This window comes from Mycobacterium sp. 20KCMC460 (assembly GCF_022179425.1).
GTDB lineage: Bacteria > Actinomycetota > Actinomycetes > Mycobacteriales > Mycobacteriaceae > Mycobacterium > Mycobacterium kiyosense.
In genome coordinates this window covers 3,530,703-3,549,812 of record NZ_AP025524.1, presented here as the reverse complement: position 1 = coordinate 3,549,812, position 19,110 = coordinate 3,530,703, and the positions used below count along the sequence as shown (strand labels likewise).

General features: G+C 70.7%; 5 protein-coding genes and 2 pseudogenes. 5 read left to right on the top strand and 2 right to left on the bottom strand.

Annotated elements, in window-relative coordinates:
* Positions 1 to 125: 125 nt before the first annotated feature.
* Positions 126 to 6,191 (top strand): annotated as a pseudogene (locus tag MKCMC460_RS31790) (type I polyketide synthase); the annotation flags it as partial.
* Here MKCMC460_RS31790 and MKCMC460_RS31785 read toward each other — a convergent pair.
* Positions 6,175 to 6,228 (bottom strand): annotated as a pseudogene (locus MKCMC460_RS31785) (hypothetical protein); the annotation flags it as partial. The pseudogenes MKCMC460_RS31790 and MKCMC460_RS31785 sit on opposite strands and share 17 nt — an antisense overlap.
* 23 nt (positions 6,229 to 6,251) lie before the next feature.
* Between MKCMC460_RS31785 and MKCMC460_RS31780 the strand changes: the two are divergent.
* The 3 genes from MKCMC460_RS31780 to MKCMC460_RS16410 are packed head-to-tail and all read left to right on the top strand — an operon-like array spanning position 6,252 to position 16,792.
* Entirely contained in the window at positions 6,252 to 12,584 is a 6,333-nt protein-coding gene (locus MKCMC460_RS31780; protein ID WP_370653180.1) for a type I polyketide synthase, read from the top strand.
* Positions 12,585 to 12,594: 10 nt separating this feature from the next.
* Positions 12,595 to 15,153, top strand: coding sequence for a PEP-utilizing enzyme (locus MKCMC460_RS16415; protein WP_236983189.1), 2,559 nt, complete (start codon positions 12,595 to 12,597; stop codon positions 15,151 to 15,153).
* A 40-nt stretch (positions 15,154 to 15,193) separates the two neighbouring features.
* Entirely contained in the window at positions 15,194 to 16,792 is a 1,599-nt protein-coding gene (locus MKCMC460_RS16410; protein WP_238304568.1) for a PE family protein, read from the top strand.
* Between the two features lie 66 nt (positions 16,793 to 16,858).
* On the opposite strand, the gene MKCMC460_RS16405 is transcribed toward MKCMC460_RS16410, so the two are convergent.
* Positions 16,859 to 17,512: a hypothetical protein gene (locus MKCMC460_RS16405; RefSeq protein WP_238304566.1), complete on the bottom strand. Its 654-nt coding sequence runs from the start codon at positions 17,510 to 17,512 to the stop codon at positions 16,859 to 16,861.
* 78 nt (positions 17,513 to 17,590) lie between these two features.
* Between MKCMC460_RS16405 and MKCMC460_RS16400 the strand changes: the two genes are divergently transcribed.
* Complete coding sequence (locus tag MKCMC460_RS16400; RefSeq protein WP_236983193.1) at positions 17,591 to 19,096, top strand: carboxylesterase/lipase family protein; 1,506 nt, start codon at positions 17,591 to 17,593, stop codon at positions 19,094 to 19,096.
* The last annotated feature ends 14 nt before the right edge of the window (positions 19,097 to 19,110 follow it).

Sequence of the window (19,110 nt, the reverse complement as noted above, 5' to 3'; positions counted from 1 at the left end):
TTCTTGGTCGCCGCCGGTCAAGGAAGTGCAGCCCGAGGCCGCCACTTTCGAGCAGCACCCGTGACGACTCGACGCGAGCCGCGGCCGGCGGGTCAGACGACCAAAGTTAGGCGAGGGGTCAGGTAATGGTTGATCAACTCCAGCACGCAACCGAAGCGTTGCGCAAAGCGCTGGTGCAGGTCGAGCGCCTGAAGCGCACCAACCGCGCGCTGCTGGAACGATCGAGTGAGCCCATCGCCATCGTCGGAATGTCCTGCCGGTTTCCCGGTGGCGTCGATACTCCGGACGCGTTGTGGGAGATGGTCGCCGATGGCCGCGACGTCATCTCCGAATTCCCCACCGACCGGGGTTGGGAGGTGGGTGCGCTCTTCGACCCCGACCCCGACGCGGCGCACAAGACCTACGCCAACACCGGTGGCTTCGTGGACGGCGTCGCCGATTTCGACGCCGCGTTCTTCGGCATCGCGCCCAGCGAAGCCCTCGCGATGGACCCCCAGCACCGAATGCTGCTGGAACTCTCGTGGGAGGCCCTAGAGCGGGCCGGCATCGATCCGGGCGGGTTGCGGGGCAGCGCCACCGGAGTGTTCGCCGGCATCATCGCCCAGGGCTACGGAATGTTTGCTGAGGAGATCGAAGGCTACCGGCTGACCGGCATGACCTCCAGTGTCGCCTCCGGCCGGGTGTCCTACGTGCTGGGCCTGGAAGGCCCGGCGGTCTCGGTGGACACGGCGTGCTCGTCGTCGCTGGTGGCGTTGCACATGGCAGTGCAGTCGCTGCGATCGGGGGAGTGCGACCTGGCCCTGGCCGGCGGCGCGACGGTCAACGCCACGCCCACGGTCTTCGTCGAGTTCAGCCGGCACCGAGGCCTGGCGCCGGACGGCCGCTGCAAGGCCTATGCGGGAGCCGCCGACGGCGTCGGGTGGTCCGAAGGCGGCGCCATGCTCGTGGTGGAACGGCTCTCGGATGCGCAGCGGCTGGGCCACCCGGTGCTGGCCGTCGTGCGCGGTTCGGCGGTGAACCAGGACGGCGCCTCCAACGGGTTGACCGCGCCCAATGGCCCCTCGCAACAGCGGGTGGTGCGCGCGGCGCTGGCCAATGCGGGCTTGTCGACCACGGACGTGGACGTGGTCGAGGGGCACGGCACCGGCACCACGCTGGGCGACCCGATCGAGGCGCAGGCGCTGTTGGCGACCTACGGGCAGGGCAGGTCCGAGGCCGGCAAACAACCCCTGTGGCTGGGGTCGATCAAGTCGAACATGGGCCACACGCAGGCCGCCGCCGGCGTCGCCGGAGTGATCAAGATGGTGCAGGCGTTGCGCCACGAGGTGCTGCCGGCCACCCTGCACGTGGACCAGCCCAGCCCGCATGTGGACTGGTCGGCGGGTGCGGTCGCGTTGCTCACCGAGTCTCGACCGTGGCACGGCGAGTCGGCCGCACCGCGCCGCGCCGCGGTCTCGTCGTTCGGCATCAGCGGCACCAACGCGCACGTCATCGTCGAATCGGTGCAGGCACCGGCACCGCGCGAAGCCGGTCCGAAGCCGACCGTGGTGCCCTGGGCGCTTTCGGCGAAGTCGGCGACCGCGTTGCGTACCCAGGCGGCGCGACTGGCCGACTACGTCGGCGCCCGTGACGATCTGGACATCGCCGACGTCGGCTGGTCGCTGGCCGGCCGGTCGGTGTTCGACCACCGCGCCGTGGTGCTGGGCGGTGACCGGGACGCGTTGCTGGCCGGCTTGCGGGGGCTGGCTGCCGAAGACCCGGCAGCCCCCGTCATCAGCGGCGTCGCCCAGCCTGCCGGTAAGAATGTCTTCATCTTCCCCGGCCAGGGCTCCCAATGGGTAGGCATGGGTGTTGAATTACTGGACACCGCACCGGTTTTCGAGGAGCAGATGCAGGCTTGCGCCGAGGCCTTCAGCGAATTCGTCGACTGGTCGCTGACCGACGTGCTGCGCGGGGCGCCCGGTGCGCCCGGGCTGGATCGGGTGGACGTCGTGCAGCCGGTGTTGTTCGCGGTTATGGTGTCGCTGGCCGAACTGTGGCGGTCGGTCGGTGTGCGGCCCGACGCGGTCATCGGTCATTCTCAGGGCGAGATCGCGGCCGCGTACGTCGCCGGTGCGCTGTCGCTGCGCGACGCCGCCAAGGTGGTCACGCTGCGCAGCAAGCTGTTGACCGGGCTCGCCGGTCCCGGTGGCATGGTGTCCATCGGCTGGGGGCTCGAACAGGTGCGGGAACTGTTGGCGCCCTTCGCCGGTCGCGTGGACATCGCAGCGGTGAACGGGCCGTCGGCGGTGGTGGTGTCCGGTGAGGTCGCCGCGCTCGAGCAGCTGATCGCGCTGTGCACCGAACGTGAGCTTCGGGTACGCCGCATCGATGTCGACTACGCCTCGCACTCTGCAGAAGTCGAGGCGATCCGGGGTGAGCTCACCGCGGCCCTGACCGGCATCGAGCCCGCGTCGTCGCGTACCGCGTTCTTCTCGACGGTGACCGGAAATCGTTTGGACACAGGGGAATTGGATGCCGAGTACTGGTACCGCAATATCCGCCAGACCGTCCAGCTCGACCAGGCGGTGCGCAGTGCCTGCGCGGCCGGTTACCGGGTGTTCGTCGAATCGAGTCCGCACGCGGCGCTGATCGCCGCGGTCGAAGCCACCGTCATCGACGCACTCGACGGTGCTGCCGAACCGGTCGTGGTGCCCACCCTGGGTCGCGACGACGGGGGATTGGGCCGGTTCCTGACTTCGGCCGCTGCCGCCTATGTCGGCGGCGTGGCCGTGAACTGGCGCGGCGTGCTGCCCGGGGCGGGTTTCGTCGAACTGCCGACCTACGCCTTCGACAAGCGACGGTTCTGGCTGTCCAGCGAGGGCGCGGGCGCCGACGCCACCGGGCTGGGACTGTCCACCAGTGAGCATGCGCTGCTGCGGGCAGTAGTGGAGTTGCCCGCCTCGGGCGGCGTCGTCCTGACCGGCCGGCTCTCGCCCGCCGCGCAGGGCTGGTTGGCCGATCACGCCGTGTCCGGTTTGACGGTGTTTCCGGGTACCGGATTCGTGGAGTTGGCGATCCGCGCCGGCGACGAAGTCGGCTGCCCGGTGGTCGAAGAACTCACGCTGCGCTCGCCGTTGGTGATTCCGGCCGGCAATTCCGTTGCCGTGCAAGTGGTTGTCGGTGCCTTGGCTGAGGAGACCGGACAACGCAGCGTTTCGATCTACTCCCACGGTGACGTCGACGGCACCTGGGTGTGTCATGCCGAAGGCACGTTGAGTGCGGGCTCCGTCGAGCCCGGCGCCGACCTGACGGAGTGGCCGCCGGCCGGTGCGGTCGCGGTCGACGTGGCCGATGGCTACCAGCGTTTGGCGGAGCACGGCTACGGCTACGGGCCCGCGTTCCGCGGACTGAGCGCGTTGTGGGCGCGCGGCCCGGAGTTGTTCGCCGAAGTGCAGCTGCCCGAGGCGGCCGGTGGCACAGCGGGTTTCGGGGTGCATCCGGCGCTGCTCGATGCCGCCCTGCACGCGGCGGTGCTGGCCAAGCCGCCGGCCGGGCCGGAACCCGAAGTGGTGCTGCCGTTCTCCTGGCAGGGTGTGTCGTTGCACGCCGCGGGCGCCTCGACCGTTCGGGCGCGGATCGCGCCGGCCGGGCCGTCCTCGGTGTCGGTCGAATTGGCCGACGGGTTGGGGCTGCCGGTGCTGACGGTCACCGCCATGGCCGCCCGCCCGGTCACCGAGCAGCGATTGCGGGCGGCGGTCTCCGGCTCCGGCCCGGACCGGCTGTTCGAGCTGGCCTGGATTCCGGCCACGTCCACCGCCAGCGGCGCCGAGCCCGCCCACCGGATCCTCGAATCCGTGGCCACCGACGAAGACCCGGTGTCGGCGGCCTACGAGCGGACCCATCATGTGCTGGCCGCAGTCCAATCCTGGCTGACCGAGCAGGACACCGGCCTACTGGTGGTGGTCACCCATGGTGCGGTGGCGCTGCCGCAGGAGGACGTCACCGATCTGGCGGGCGCCGCCGTGTGGGGCCTGGTGCGCTCGGCGCAGACCGAGAACCCCGGACGGCTGGTGCTGGTGGATTCCGATGCGCCCGTTGACGATACGGCTGTGGCCGCGGCATTGGCGGTCGGCGAGCCGCAGGTGCTGCTGCGCGGCGGGCAGACCTACATTCCGCGGGTGCGCGCCAGCCGCGCAGTGGACGGCATCCTGGAACCGCCGGCCGGTGGGCCGTGGCGGCTGGGCCTCAGCAGCGCAGGCACTTTCGAGAACCTGCGGCTCGAACCGGTGCCCAACGCCGAAGCGCCGCTGCAGCCCGGCTACGTGCGGGTCGCGCTGCGTGCCATCGCGGCCAACTTCCGCGACATCATGATCTCGCTGGGCATGTTCACCCACGAAGCGCTGATCGGTGGTGAAGGCGCCGGTGTGGTGGTCGAGGTCGGGCCCGGCGTCACCGAATTCGCGGTCGGCGACTCGGTGTACGGATTCTTCCCCGACGGCAGCGGCACCTTGGTCCCCGGAGATGTCCGGTTGTTGCAGCCGATGCCGTCGGACTGGACCTACGCCGAGGCCGCCGCCATATCCGCGGTGTTCACCACCGCGTGGTTTGCGTTCGTGGAGTTGGCCGACGCCAAGCCCGGGCAGCGGGTGCTGATCCACGCGGCCGCGGGCGGTGTGGGCATGGCCGCCACTCAGCTGGCCCGGCACCTGGGCTTGGAGGTGTTCGCGACCGCCAGCAAGGGTAAGTGGGACACCTTGCGGGCCATGGGTTTTGACGACGACCACATCTCCGACTCGCGCAGCCTGGTGTTCGAGGACAAGTTCCGGGCCATCACCGGCCGCACCGGCACGGCCGGGATGGACATCGTGCTGGACTCGCTGGCCGGCGAATTCGTGGATGCCTCACTGCGATTGGTCAAACCCGGCGGGATCTTCCTCGAGATGGGCAAGACCGACATCCGCGACCCCGGTGTGATCGCCCAGGAATACCCCGGTGTGCACTACCGAGCGTTCGACCTGTTCGAGCCCGGCCGCCCTCGCATGCACCAGTACATGATCGACCTCGCCGAACTCTTCGACGCCGGCGTGCTGCGCCCACTGCCGGTGACGGCGTTCGACGTGCGACGGGCGCCGGCGGCGTTGCGCTACCTCAGCCAGGCGCGTCATATCGGCAAGGTCGTGCTGATGCTGCCCGACGCCTGGGCGCAGGGCACCGTGCTGATCTCCGGCGGCACCGGGATGGCGGGTTCGGCGCTGGCCCGGCACGTGGTGGCCGAACACGGCGTCCGCCATCTGCTGCTGCTCAGCCGGCGCGGCCCGGACGCGCCCGGGGCAGCAGAACTGAAAGCCGAGTTGCAGGCCGCAGGCGCCCAGGTGCAAGTGGTGGCCTGCGACGCCGCGGACCGTCCGGCGCTGGCCAAGGTGATCGCCGACATCCCGGTGCAGCGGCCACTGTCCGCGGTGATCCACGCGGCCGGTGTCCTCGACGACGCCGTGGTGACGTCACTGACCCCGCAGCGGGTGGACGCGGTGTTGCGGGCCAAGGTCGATGCGGCCTGGAACCTGCACGAGTTGACCCGCGACCTGGATGTGTCCGCGTTCGTGATGTTCTCGTCGATGGCCGGGCTGGTGGGCTCCTCGGGGCAGGCGAATTACTCGGCGGCCAACTGCTTCCTCGACGCCCTGGCCGCCCACCGGCGAGTGCACGGGCTGTCCGCGATGTCGTTGGGTTGGGGGCTGTGGGATCAGGCCAGCGCCATGACCGGTGGACTGGACGCCGCGGACCGGGCCCGGCTGGGTCGTGAAGGCGTGCTGGCGCTGTCCTCGCAGGAAGCGCTCGAACTCTTCGACACCGCGCTGATCGTCAACGAGCCGTTCCTGGCGCCGGCGCGGATCGACCTGTCCGCGTTGCGTGCCCACGCGGTGGCGGTGCCGCCGATGTTTCGCGAGCTGGTCAACGCGCCGATGCGGCGTCAGGTGGACGATACGCTGGCCGCCGCCAAGTCGAAATCGGCGCTCGCGCACCGACTGCACGGCCTGCCCGAAACTGAGCAGCACGCGATCCTGCTGAACCTGGTGCGATCGCACATCGCCACCGTGTTGGGCAACATCACGCCCGAAGCCGTCGATCCCGACAAGGCGTTCCAGGAGTTGGGGTTCGACTCGCTGACGGCCGTCGAAATGCGCAACCGACTCAAAACCGCCACCGGGCTGTCGCTTTCGCCCACGCTGATCTTCGACTACCCCACGCCCAACGGCCTGGCCTCCTACATGCGCACCGAACTCGCCGGTGTGCCGCAGGAGATCAGGTCGGTGCCCGCGGTGCGGGTCACCGGCGACGACCAGATCGCGATCGTGGGCATGTCGTGCCGCTACCCGGGTGGTGTCGATTCCCCGGAATCCTTGTGGGACATGCTGATTCAGGGCCGCGACGTGCTCTCGGACTTCCCGGCCGACCGCGGCTGGGACCTGGCCGGCCTGTACAACGAGGACCCCGACGTCGCCGGCACCTGCTACACGCGCACCGGCGGTTTCGTGGAGGGCGTGGCCGACTTCGATCCGGCGTTCTTCGGGATCACTCCGAGCGAGGCGCTGGCGATGGATCCCCAGCAGCGCATGTTCCTGGAATTGTCCTGGGAAGCGCTGGAGCGCGCCGGCATTGCACCAACGGCGTTGCGCGGCAGCGCGACCGGCGTGTTCGCCGGGGTGATGACCCAGGGTTATGGCTTCTCCGCGGGGGATGCGGTGGAAGGCTTCCGGCTGACCGGGCAGTCGTGCAGCGTGACCTCGGGCCGGGTGGCTTACGTGCTGGGCTTGGAGGGCCCGGCGGTGTCGGTGGACACGGCGTGTTCGTCGTCGTTGGTGGCGTTGCACATGGCGGCGCAATCGCTGCGGTCCGGGGAGTGCGACCTGGCCCTGACCGGCGGTGTCACCGTCAACGCCACACCGGACATCTTCGTGGAGTTCAGCCGCATGCGCGGCCTGGCCGCCGACGGCCGGTGCAAGGCGTTCGCCGGCGCGGCCGACGGCACCGGGTTCGCCGAAGGCGGCGGAATGCTGGTGCTGGAGCGGCTTTCCGACGCGCGGCGGCTGGGACACCCGGTGTTGGCCGTGGTGCGGGGGTCGGCGATCAACCAGGACGGCGCCTCGAACGGGTTGACCGCGCCCAACGGCCCGTCCCAGCAGCGGGTGGTGCGGGCGGCGCTGGCCAATGCCGGGTTGTCGGCGGCCGAGGTGGACGCCGTCGAGGGCCACGGCACCGGCACCACGCTCGGCGACCCGATCGAGGCGCAGGCCTTGCTGGCCACCTACGGTCAAGGTCGCACCCAACCGCTGTGGCTGGGGTCGATCAAGTCGAACATGGGTCACACCCAGGCCGCGGCCGGTGTGGCGGGCGTGATCAAGATGGTGCAGGCGATGCGCCACGAAATGCTGCCGCCCACACTGCATGTGGACGCACCCAGCCCGCACGTGGATTGGTCCACCGGGTCGGTGGCGCTGCTCACCGAACCTCAGTCGTGGCCCGAGCAGGGACAGCCCCGCCGCGCCGGGGTGTCGTCGTTCGGCATCAGCGGCACCAACGCCCACGTGATCATCGAATCGGCGCCGGCTCCGCCGCGGGTCGAGAAGACCGACACGAATACCACACCGCTGCCGTGGGTTGTCTCGGCCAAGTCGGCCTCCGCGTTGCGCGACCAGGCGACCCGGCTGGCCGAATACATCGGCACTCGTGACGAATTGGACTCCGCCGACATCGCCTGGTCATTGGCGGGCCGGTCGGCTTTCGAGCATCGTGCCGTCGTGGTCGGCTCCGACCGGGACACCCTGCTGGCCGGACTCGAGGGGCTGGCGGCCGAGGATCCGGGGGCCGCCGTGTTCCGCGGCGTCGCCCAGCCCGGCGGCAAGACCGTTTTCGTCTTCCCCGGTCAAGGTGCCCAATTGCTGGGCATGGGAATGGGATTGCACGCCACCTATCCGGTGTTCGCCGAGGCGTTCGATGCCGCGGTCACCGAGTTGGACCGTCATCTGCTGCGTCCGTTGCGCGAGGTGATGTGGGGGCCGGAGCAAAACCTGTTGGACACCACCGAATTCGCCCAGCCGGCGCTGTTCGCCGTCGAGGTAGCGCTGTTCCGGTTGCTGGAATCCTGGGGTGTGCAGCCCGATTTCGTGATGGGTCATTCGGTCGGTGAGCTGTCGGCGGCACATGTCGCGGGCGTGCTGTCGCTGGAGAACGCCGCTGTCCTGGTGGCGGCCCGTGGCCGATTCATGCAGCGCCTCGACCCCGGCGGCGCGATGTTCGCCGTGCAGGCCACCGAAGCCGAGATCGGGCCGCTGCTGGGGCCCGAGGTCAGCATCGCCGCCGTCAACGGCCCCGCCTCGGTGGTCATTTCAGGTGCCGAGCGTTCCGTGCAGGCGATGGCCGACCGGCTGCGCGCCGAGGGGAGGCGGGTGCACCGGCTCGCGGTGTCGCACGCCTTCCATTCCCCGTTGATGGATCCCATGGTGGACGAGTTCGGTGCGGTTGCCACCGCACTTCCGGTCGGCCAGCCCATCATTCCGGTCATCTCGAACCTGACCGGGCAGCTCGCCGGGGACGATTTCGGGTCGGCCGCGTACTGGAAGCGACACGTCCGGGAAGCGGTGCGTTTCGCCGACAGTATCCGCTTCGCCCACTCCGCCGGGGCGAGCAGATTCGTCGAGGTCGGCCCCAGCGGCCTGATCGCCGCGATCGAGGAGTCGCTGCCCGACGCCCCGGATCTTTCGGCTATCTGCACGCTGCGCAAGGACCGGCCCGAGCCTGCCACGCTGACCGAAGCGGCGGCCCAGGCGTTCGTCGCGGGTGTGCAACTGGACTGGCAGGCGGTACTGGGGCACGGCACCGTCGTCGATTTGCCGACCTATGCCTTCCAGCGGCGCCGGTTCTGGCTGGCCAACGGCTCCGGCACCGTCGATGCCACCGGCCTGGGCCTGACGGCCGGCGAGCATGCGCTGCTGGGCGCCGTGGTCGAGCTGCCCGCTTCGGGTGGGGTGGTGCTGACGGGCCGGCTCTCTGCGGTGGCGCAGGGCTGGTTGCGCGACCACGCCGTCGGTGGCGTGGTGATCTTCCCCGGAGCGGGCTTCGTCGAGTTGGCGATCCGCGCCGGCGACGAGGTGGGTTGCTCGGTGGTCGACGAACTCACCCTGGCCGCGCCGCTGATCGTGCCCGAAACCGGTTCGGTGGCAGTGCAAGTCGTCGTCGACGCCGCCGACGAGTCCGGTGCCCGCGCCGTCTCGGTGTTCTCCCGCGCCGATGGCACGTCGGGCTGGCTCCTGCATGCCGAAGGGTCGGTGAGCTGTGCGGCCGCCCCACCCGGCGCCGATCTGTCGTCCTGGCCACCGGTGGGCGCCCAGCCCGTGGAGATCGCCGGAACCTACGAGCGGCTGGCCGAGCACGGCTACGGCTACGGCCCGGCCTTCCAGGGCCTGACCGCCATGTGGCGGCGCGGCGACGAGTTGTTCGCCGAAGTCACGCTGCCGGCGACGCCCGGGCTGTCGCCGAGCGGATTCGGCGTCCACCCGGTGGTGTTGGATGCGGCGTTGCATGCCCTCATCGTCGGCGGTTCGGCCGGTCGTGCCCTCGACACCGGTGACGGCGTGCTGGTCCCGTTCGCCTGGCAGGGCGTGTCCCTGCATGCCGCGGGCGCCTCCGCGGTCCGGGCGCGCATCACCCCGACCGGACCCTCGTCGGTGTCGGTGGAACTGACTGACGCGCTGGGGTTGCCGGTGCTGTCGGTGGCCTCGATGGTGGCCCGGCCGGTGACCGAGAAGCAGCTGCGGGCGGCGATAACCGGTTCCGGTGGCGACCGGCTCTTCGAGGTGGACTGGGCCCCGGCGCCGACACCCGGCCAGTCCGTCACCCCGCCTTTCCAGCTCTTCGAGTCCGAGCCAGTCCCCGGCGACACCCTGGCGAGCGTGTATACCGCCACCCACCGGGCATTGCCGGCCTTACAGTCGTGGCTGGCCGAGCACGACTCGGGTGTGCTGCTGGTCGTCACCCGGGGAGCCGTCGCGCTGCCCGGTGAGGACGTCACCGATCTGGCCGGTGCCGCGGTATGGGGATTGGTGCGCTCGGCGCAGACCGAGCACCCTGGCCGAATCGTGCTGGTGGACAGCGATGTTCGGATTTCCGAGGAAGAAGCCGCCGCCGTGCTGGCGGTCGGTGAGCCCCAGGTGGTGCTGCGCAACGGCACTATCCACATCGCGCGGGTGCACGGCAGTCGCGCGGTACGGGCGCTGCTGACCCCGCCCGCCGAGGGCGCCTGGCGGCTGGGCATGAGCACCCCGGGCACCTTCGAAAACCTGCGCGCCGAACCGATTCCCGGCCTGCCCGACCCGTTGGGCACTCGACAGGTACGGATCGCCACCAGTGCGATGGCCGCCAACTTCCGCGACGTGATGATCGCGCTGGGGCTCTACCCCGACGAGAACGCCGCAATGGGTGTCGAGGCGTCCGGAACGGTGATCGAAACAGCGGATGACGCAAACCGTTTCACGAACGGGGACCGGGTCACCGGCCTGTTCCCGGAGGGCACCGGCACCGTCGCCACCACCGACGAGCGGCTGCTGATCAAGGTTCCGGCGGGTTGGTCGGACGTCGACGCCGCCACCGCGCCGGTCGTGTTCGCGACCGCCTACTACGCGCTGAAGGTGCTGGCCGATATCCAGCCGGGCCAGCGACTGTTGGTGCATGCCGCGGCCGGTGGTGTGGGCATGGCCGCGGTGCAGTTAGCCCGGCACTGGGGAGTCGAGGTCTTCGCCACCGCCAGCAAGGGTAAGTGGGACACCTTGCGGGCCTTGGGTTTCGATGATGATCACATCGCCGATTCGCGCAGCGTCGAGTTCGAGGACAAATTCCGGCTGGCCACCGCCGGGGCCGGTGTGACCGGGATGGACGTCGTGCTGGACTCGCTGTCCGGCGAGTTCGTCGACGCCTCGTTGCGGCTGGTCGCCCCGGGTGGGATCTTCCTGGAGATGGGCAAGACCGACATCCGCGACGCGGAGACCGTGACCCGGCACCACCCCGGGGTGCGCTACCGCGCGTTCGACCTTTTCGAGGCCGGCCCCGACCACATCCAGCGCATGCTCACCGAACTGGCCGACCTTTTCGAAGCCGGGGTGCTGCATCCGTTGCCGGTCACCACGTTCGACGTGCGCCGGGCTCCCGCGGCGTTGCGCTACCTGAGCCAGGCCCGCCACGTCGGCAAGGTCGTCATGACCATGGACTCCCACCTGGACAGCGGCACGATCCTGATCACCGGTGGCACCGGGATGGCGGGTTCGGCGCTGGCAAGGCATCTGGTGGCCCAACACCACGCGCCCCGGCTGCTGTTGCTCAGTCGCCGCGGACCCGACGCGCCTGGCGCGGCCGAGTTGACCGCGGAGTTGACCGCGGCCGGTGCCGACGTGCGCGTGGTCGCCTGCGACGCGGCCGACCGGGAAGCCCTGGCCCGGGTGATCGCCGACATCCCGGCGGCGCATCCGCTCTCGGCGGTGGTGCATGCGGCGGGAACCCTCGACGACGCGGTGGTGACTTCGCTGACCCCGGAGCGGGTGGACGCGGCGCTGCGGGCCAAGGTCGATGCGGCCTGGAACCTGCACGAGTTGACTCGCGACGTGAAACTGGCTGCGTTCGTGTTGTTCTCGTCGATCGCGGGTCTGGCCGGCGCTTCCGGGCAGGCGAACTACGCGGCCGGAAACTCGTTCCTGGACGCGCTGGCAGCCCACCGGCACGCCCACGGTCTGCCCGCGGTCTCGCTCGGCTGGGGGCTGTGGGACCAGGCCAGCAGCATGACCGGGGGGCTGGGCAAAGCCGATCTGGCCCGGTTCGCCCGCGACGGCATCGTGGCCATGTCCTCCGGCGAGGCGCTCGACCTGTTGGACACCGCCCTGCTCGTCGACGAGCCGTTCCTGCTGCCCGCCCACATCGACCTGGTCGCGTTGCGCGCCAAGTTCGATGCGGGCACGTTGCCGCCGATGTTCGTCGATCTGATCAACGCGCCGGCCCGCCGTCAGGTGGACGACTCGCTGGCCGCCGCGAAGTCGAAATCCGCCTTGCTGCAACGCTTGGACGGCCTGCCCGAGGATGAGCAGCACGCCGTCCTGCTGGACCTGGTGCGCTCGCACATCGCCACCGTGCTGGGCAGCGGTACGCCGGAATCCATTCCGCCGGACCGGGCGTTCCAGGAGTTGGGCTTCGACTCGCTGACGGCCGTCGAGATGCGTAACCGGCTCAAGGCTGCCACCGGACTGCCACTGTCGCCGACGCTGATCTTCGACTACCCGAACTCGGCGGCGCTGGCCGGCTACTTCCACCAGGAGCTGTTGGGCGCCGAACAGCAAGTGGCGCAACCTGTTGCACCCGGCGAAGAGGAACTGCGGCGTGTCGTGGCATCCATTCCGGTCAAGCGCCTGCGCCAGGCGGGCGTGCTGGATCTGTTGCTGGCCTTGGCCAACGACGGCGAGCGCGACGGAGCCCCGGAGACACCGGCCGAGTCGGTGAAAGACATCGCGGACATGGACCTCGACGACTTGGTCAACGCGGCATTCATGGACGACGACGAATAGTGGTCGGCCAGTGAGAATCGCCGTCACCGGGGCCAGCGGAGTGCTTGGCCGCGGCCTGGTGGCCAGGCTGCTCAGCCAGGGCCACGAAGTCACCGGATTGGCCCGGCATCGCCCCGCAAGCTGGCCCAGCGCAGCGGAATTCATGTCCGCCGACATTCGGGATGCCGACGCGGTGACCCGCGCCTTCTGCGGTGCCGACGCCGTCGCACATCTGGTGCCGGATCCCGCGGGAACCGCCAATGTCCTTCGGGCAATGTCGGATTCGGGATCTCCGCGCATCGTGTTCGCATCCTGTGCGCTGGTTTATGGTGCGACGGACGGGCCGGTCACCGAGGACGCCCCACTGAGTCCGACGACCCACGACGGTCGGGTGCACGCCGAGGTCGAGAAGATGCTCGCCGAGGCCGCCGCGCACTGGGTCGCGATCCGGCTGCCGCTGGTGGTCGGCCGCGGGGTCGACAATCGGTTGCGCGCGCAGGTGGCACTGCCGGTGCTTGCCGTCGATGACGCCGGTCGCCGCATCCAGGTCGTCCACACCGACGACGTGCTGCGACTCCTGAATCGCGCTATCGTTGAGACTGAAATACCAAGTGGCCCAATCAATCTGGCGGTAACAGGAACATTGAGCTACCGGCAGCTGGCCGCCGCGTTGGGCCGGCGCGCGGTAGCGGTCGGACCCAGGTCCGCGGCCTTGCTGGGCCGATCGGTGCTGCAGAGCGCCGCACCCATGGACACCGCGCGGCTGCGCGACGGCTGGGGGTTCACCCCCGCCTGGACCGCTCCGGAGTGCCTCGAAGACTTCGCGCTCGCGGTGCGGGGACGGGTGACGCTGGGTGGCCATGTGGTGGACCTGCCGTGGCGGCTGGCGCCAGTCCAGGACCTGCCCGCCATCGACAGCCCGGCCGAAGACGGCGTCGTCCCCCGATTGGCCGGGCCACCGGGCGTCAACGGCGAATTCGACACCCCGATCGACCCGCGTTTCCCGACCTTTTTGGCCACCAACCTCTCCGAGGCGCTGCCCGGCCCGTTCACCCCGTCCTCGGCGTCGGTGACGGTGCGGGGTCTGCGGGCCGCCGGTGTGGCCATCGCGGAGCGACTGCGGCCCGGCGGGGCGGTGCAGCGCGAGATCGCGCTGCGCACCGTCGCGGTATTCGCCCACCGGCTCTACGGCGCGATCACCTCGGCGCACTTCATGGCCGAAACCGTGCCGTTCGCCAAGCCATCGGCGATCGTCCGCAACAGCGGATATTTCGGCCCGAGCATGGCCTCGCTGCCGGTCTTCGGCGAGCAGCGTCCGCTGTCGGAATCCGGCCGGGTCCGACGGCAGTTGCGCACCATCCGGAACATCGGCGTGTTCGGCGTCAACCTGGTGGGATTGAGCGCGGCGTCGTCGCTGGACACCCGCGACTATGTGGCCGACGTCGACCGTCTGGAACGGCTGGCCGGTGCCGACTTCACCGAGTTGGACGATAACCGGTTGCTCAGCCTTATCACCCTGGCGCGTGACCACGTGGTGCACGGCTGGGTGCTGGCCGGTGCCGGGTCGTTCATGCTGTGCGCGGCGTTCAACGTGCTGCTGCGCGGCCTGTGCGGACGCGACACCTCGACGCCGGCCGGGCCGGACCTGGTCAGCGCGCGCTCGGTCGAAGCGGTTCAGCGACTGGTGGCCGCCGCGCGCCGCGACCCGACCGTGTTGCGGGTGCTCGCCGAACCCGGTGACCGCCTGGACAAGCTGGCCGTCGAAGCCCCGGAGTTCCGTGCTGCGGTGCTGGCCGAGCTCGCGTTGATGGGTCACCGCGGACCGGCCGAGGTCGAGATGCTGTCGACCAGCTACGCCGACGACCCCGAATTGCTGGTCCGCATGGTCACCAAAGCGCTGGACGCGCCGCCGCAGCCCGAGCCGACACACCTGCCGATTCCGCTGAGGGCCAAACCCGTTGCGCTGCTTGCGGTTCGGCAGCTGCGCGACCGGGAGGTCCGTCGCGACCGGATGGTGCGTGCGATCTGGGTGCTGCGCGGGCTGTTACGCGAGTACGGCCGCCGACAGACCGCGGCGGGCGTGTTCGGATCGGCTGACGATGCGTTCTACTTGTTGGTCGACGAACTGGATGCATTGCCGCCCAACGTATCTGAGCTGGTGGCCAGGCGCCGAGCCGAGCAGCGCCGCTTGGTGGGCATCGTTCCCCCCACCGTGTTCAACGGCACCTGGGAGCCGACGACGACCTCGACGCCGGCGCTGGCCGGTGGGGACATGTTGCGCGGCGTCGGGGTTTGCGGCGGCCGGGTCCGCGGCCGGGTGCGGATCGTGCGTCCGGAAACCATCGACGACCTGCAAGCGGGTGAGGTGCTGGTCGCCGAGGTCACCGACGTCGGCTACACCGCCGCATTCTGCTATGCGGCGGCGGTGGTCACCGAACTCGGCGGGCCGATGTCGCACGCCGCCGTGGTGGCCCGCGAGTTCGGGTTCCCCTGTGTCGTCGACGTGCAGGACGCCACCCGCGCGCTGCGGACGGGCGCGCTGGTCGAGGTGGACGGCGCGACAGGCGAAATCCGGGTGCTGGCGCCCTGATCGGGCTACTCTGTGCTGCACGTTCGCCCGGAGGTGACCCATGTTCGCGACGCCCGAGGCAATCGCCGCCGCCGCAGCGCAATTGAGCGATATCGGCTCAGCAGTCAACGCCGCCAACGCATTCGCCGACACCGCCATCACGCAGATCCGCACCGCGGCCGCCGATGAAGTGTCGGCGGCGATCGCCGCGGTGTTCGGCCGCCACGCGCTGGAATATCAAGCGCTCAGCGCGCACGCGGAGGAGTTTCACGCCGACTTCACGCGGGCACTGGCCGCGGCCGCCGGCAGCTACACCCTGACCGAGGCCGCGAGCGCGGCCGCGCTGCCGGCGCCGTTGAACGATCTGCTCAATCTCGTCAACGCGCCGTTCCAGCTCATCTTGGGCCGGCCGCTGATCGGTAACGGCGCCGACGGCGCGGCCGGGACCGGAGCCGACGGCGGCGCGGGCGGCCTGTTGTTCGGCAACGGCGGTGCGGGTGGCTCCGGCGGCGGCGCCCACCCGGCCGGCGGCCGGGGTGGTGCGGCCGGGTTGTTCGGCAACGGCGGGCCCGGCGGCGCGGGATCTGCTGGGGCGGTGGGCGGTTCCGGCGGCAACGGCGGTTGGTTGTTCGGCAACGGCGGCATCGGCGGCGTCGGCGGCGCTGCCCCGGCCGGCATCGGCGGACTCGGCGGTGCCGGTGGGCAGGCGATTCTGCTCGGCGCCGGCGGTTCCGGTGGCGCCGGTGGCCTGGGCGCCGCCGGCGGCGGCGGTGGCGGGGCCGGAGGCTGGGGTGGGCTGCTGGCGGGAAACGGCGGCGCCGGCGGCTCGGGCGGGCAGGCGACGGCAGCGGCCTCACCGCTGACCGGGGGTGGGGTCGGCGGGTCCGGCGGCAACGCCTGGCTCATCGGTGACGGCGGCGCCGGCGGACACGGCGGCGCGGCAGCGGCCACCTCGGCCACCGGTGGCCTCGGTGGTTCAGGGGGCGCCGGCGGTGGCGGCGGCCTGCTGGTCGGCAACGGCGGTAGCGGCGGCGGTGGCGGAACCAGCGCAGCGGGCGGCATCGGTGGCGCCGGGGGGATCGGTGGCAGCGCCAGGTTCATCGGCGCCGGTGGTGCCGGTGGTGGCGGCGGGCTCGGCGGTGGCCACTTCAGCGAGGGCGGCGGCGCCGGCGGCAGCGGCGGAGCCGGGGGTTTCCTGTTCGGTAACGGCGGTGCCGGCGGGTCGGGCGGCGACGCGCTGTCCCAGGCGACCGGTGCCGGCGGCAACGGCGGGGCCGGGGGTGCTGCCGGTGCGGCCTGGCTGTTCGGTGACGGCGGGGTCGGTGGTGCCGGGGGCGCCGGGGCAGCGGCTGCGGGTGCCGGTGACGCGGGGGGTGCCGGGGCGCCGGGCGGTCGCGGCGGGTCCGGGGGCTACCTGTTCGGCAATGGCGGCGGCGGTGGCCGCGGTGGTGTCGGCGGGTCAGCCGCCTTGGGCGCGGGCGGGGCGGGCGGGCCCGGCGGGGCCGGTGGGTCGGCCACCCTGATCGGCGACGGCGGCGACGGCGGGTCCGGCGCGGGCGGGGGAGCGGGCACCTCGGTGGGTGCCGGCGGCGCCGCCGGGGGCGGGGGGACCGGCGGGTTGCTGTTCGGCAGCGACGGCAGCTCCGGCGCGGCGGGCTAAGCCGAAAAGCTCAGAGCAGCAAGCTGTTGGCTTCCAAACCGGATCGCAACGAGCTCTTCGGCGCTGTCACGGGCAGTTGAAGGCCACGCCCACGCCGTCGGGCGGTGGCACCGATCGCAGGCATCCGAACGGCTCGACCCCCGTGGGGCTGAACCGGACCGCCGACTGGTGCGCGTAGTTCACGCAGAACAACCCGGCTTGGTCTGCGCGGCACCGGAAGTCGCCGAACGCCAGCGAATCGCCGAGGGCCAACTCGGCTCCGGTGCCGGCCAGGAACGGACCCGGGTCGGCGCGCGCAGAGCCGACCTGCAAATCGGTGCCGTCGAAGTCGACCCAGCCGCCCTTCCACTCGCCGTAGGCGGTGTCCGGTCGCGGCGGCGGACTGCCCAGTTCGACCAGACAGGACAGCAAACCGGCGGTGTGTTTGGCGTCTGTCGTGCATCGAGTTTTGCTGGCGGGGGCGCTGAACGCGATGTCGGCGTCGAGCTTGTAACGGCGGGGGTCGGCGGGGTGGGCTGCTTCGATCCAGGCGATGACGGCGGCGATCGGCGCGCCGGAGGCCGGTGCGGATGCCGCCGTTGAGGGTTTGCTGCTCGACGGGCTGGTCGGGGCGGCCGAGGACGGTTGACCGCTGCTGGTCTGGGGCTGCCCGGTGCCGCCGACGGTGTGCGAGCAGCCGACGACCAGCATCGGGATGGCGACCAGCGCGGCTATCCGCATGAGGTCAGGCTAGCCGCCGTGCAGCGGATTCGGGCGCTGCGCGCGCCGCGTGTGCGTCCAGTCCGCTACCGTCGATTCATGCATGAGCGCATCGTCCGCGCCCGTACAACCGCCGGCATCGTCGAAGGCTTCACCCGCGACGGCGTGCACCGCTGGCGATCCATCCCGTACGCCAGGCCGCCGGTCGGCCCGCTGCGTTACCGGGCCCCGCAACCGGCGCAGCCCTGGTCCGGGGTCCGGCACTGCCACGGATTCACCAACTGCGCACCCCAGCAGCGCCGCTACACCCTGCTCGGCATCGGCAGGTATCAGCCGATGAGTGAGGACTGTCTGACCCTCAACGTGGTGGCCCCGGAGAAAAGGGGCGACGAACCGCTGCCGGTGATGGTGTTCATCCATGGCGGTGGGTACATCCTGGGCAGCTCCGCCACCCCGATTTACGACGGCGCCGCCCTGGCCCGCCGCGGTTGTGTCTACGTGTCGGTGAACTACCGGCTGGGCGCACTGGGTTGTCTGGACCTGTCGTCGTTGTCCACCCCGGACGTCACCATCGACAGCAACCTGTATCTGCGTGACCTGGTCCTGGCGTTGCGCTGGGTTAGGGACAACATCGCCAACTTCGGCGGCGACCCGGACAACGTGACCATCTTCGGGGAGAGCGCCGGCGCACACATCACGGCCACCCTGCTGGCGGTGCCCGAGGCGGCCGGTCTGTTCCACCGGGCCATCGCCGAGAGTCCGGCGGCCGGTATGACGCGGTCCCGCGAGGTCGCCGCCGAGTTCGCCACCCGTTTCGCCCATCTGCTCGGGGCCCGCCGCCAGGATGCGGCCACCGCGGTGATGCGAGCGTCGGCGGCCCAACTCGTTGACACCCAACACCGACTGCTCGAGCAGGGCATGCAGCAACGGCTGGGCGCCTTCCCCATCGGGCCGGTGTTCGGTGACGACGTGGTGCCCACCGACCCGGTCGAGGCGATGCGCTCCGGCCAGGCGCACCGGGTGCCGCTGATCGTAGGCACCAACGCCGACGAAGGACGACTTTTCACCCGTTTCCTGGGCATGCTGCCGACCAACGAGAAGATGGTCGAGGAGCTGCTCGCCGACCTGGAACCGACCGCGCGCGAACGCATTACCGCCGCCTACCCGGACTATCCGAAGCGATCGGCATGCATCCAGCTGGGCGGGGACTTCGCGTTCTGCACCGCGGCCTGGCAGATCGCCGACGCACACGGCCAACATGCGCCCACCTACTTGTACCGTTACGACTTCGCACCGCGCACCCTGCAATGGTCCGGTTTCGGAGCGACGCACGCGATGGAGTTGTTGGCGGTCTTCGACGTCTACCGCACCCGGCTCGGAGCGCTGCTCACCGCGGCGGCCGACCGGCATCATGCGCTGCGGGTCAGCAACGAGATACAACGCCGGTGGCGTTCGTTCAGTCGCACCGGCTTGCCCGGCGACGACTGGCCCATGCACTCGCACCCCGAACGCGCCGTGCTGGTGTTCGACCGCAAGACCCGCGTCGAGTTCGATCCGCATCAACATCGCAGGCTGGCCTGGGACGGCTTCTCCCTGGCGCAGTGACCTGGCACGCTGTC

What these genes read in the sequence shown, in the direction of transcription:
- MKCMC460_RS31780 (WP_370653180.1), top strand. Translation starts at nt 6,252, where the DNA reads ATGCGCACCGAACTCGCCGGTGTGCCGCAGGAGATCAGGTCGGTGCCC.
- MKCMC460_RS16410 (WP_238304568.1), top strand. Translation starts at nt 15,194, where the DNA reads ATGTTCGCGACGCCCGAGGCAATCGCCGCCGCCGCAGCGCAATTGAGC.
- MKCMC460_RS16405 (WP_238304566.1), bottom strand. Translation starts at nt 17,512, where the DNA reads ATGCGGATAGCCGCGCTGGTCGCCATCCCGATGCTGGTCGTCGGCTGC.
- MKCMC460_RS16400 (WP_236983193.1), top strand. Translation starts at nt 17,591, where the DNA reads ATGCATGAGCGCATCGTCCGCGCCCGTACAACCGCCGGCATCGTCGAA.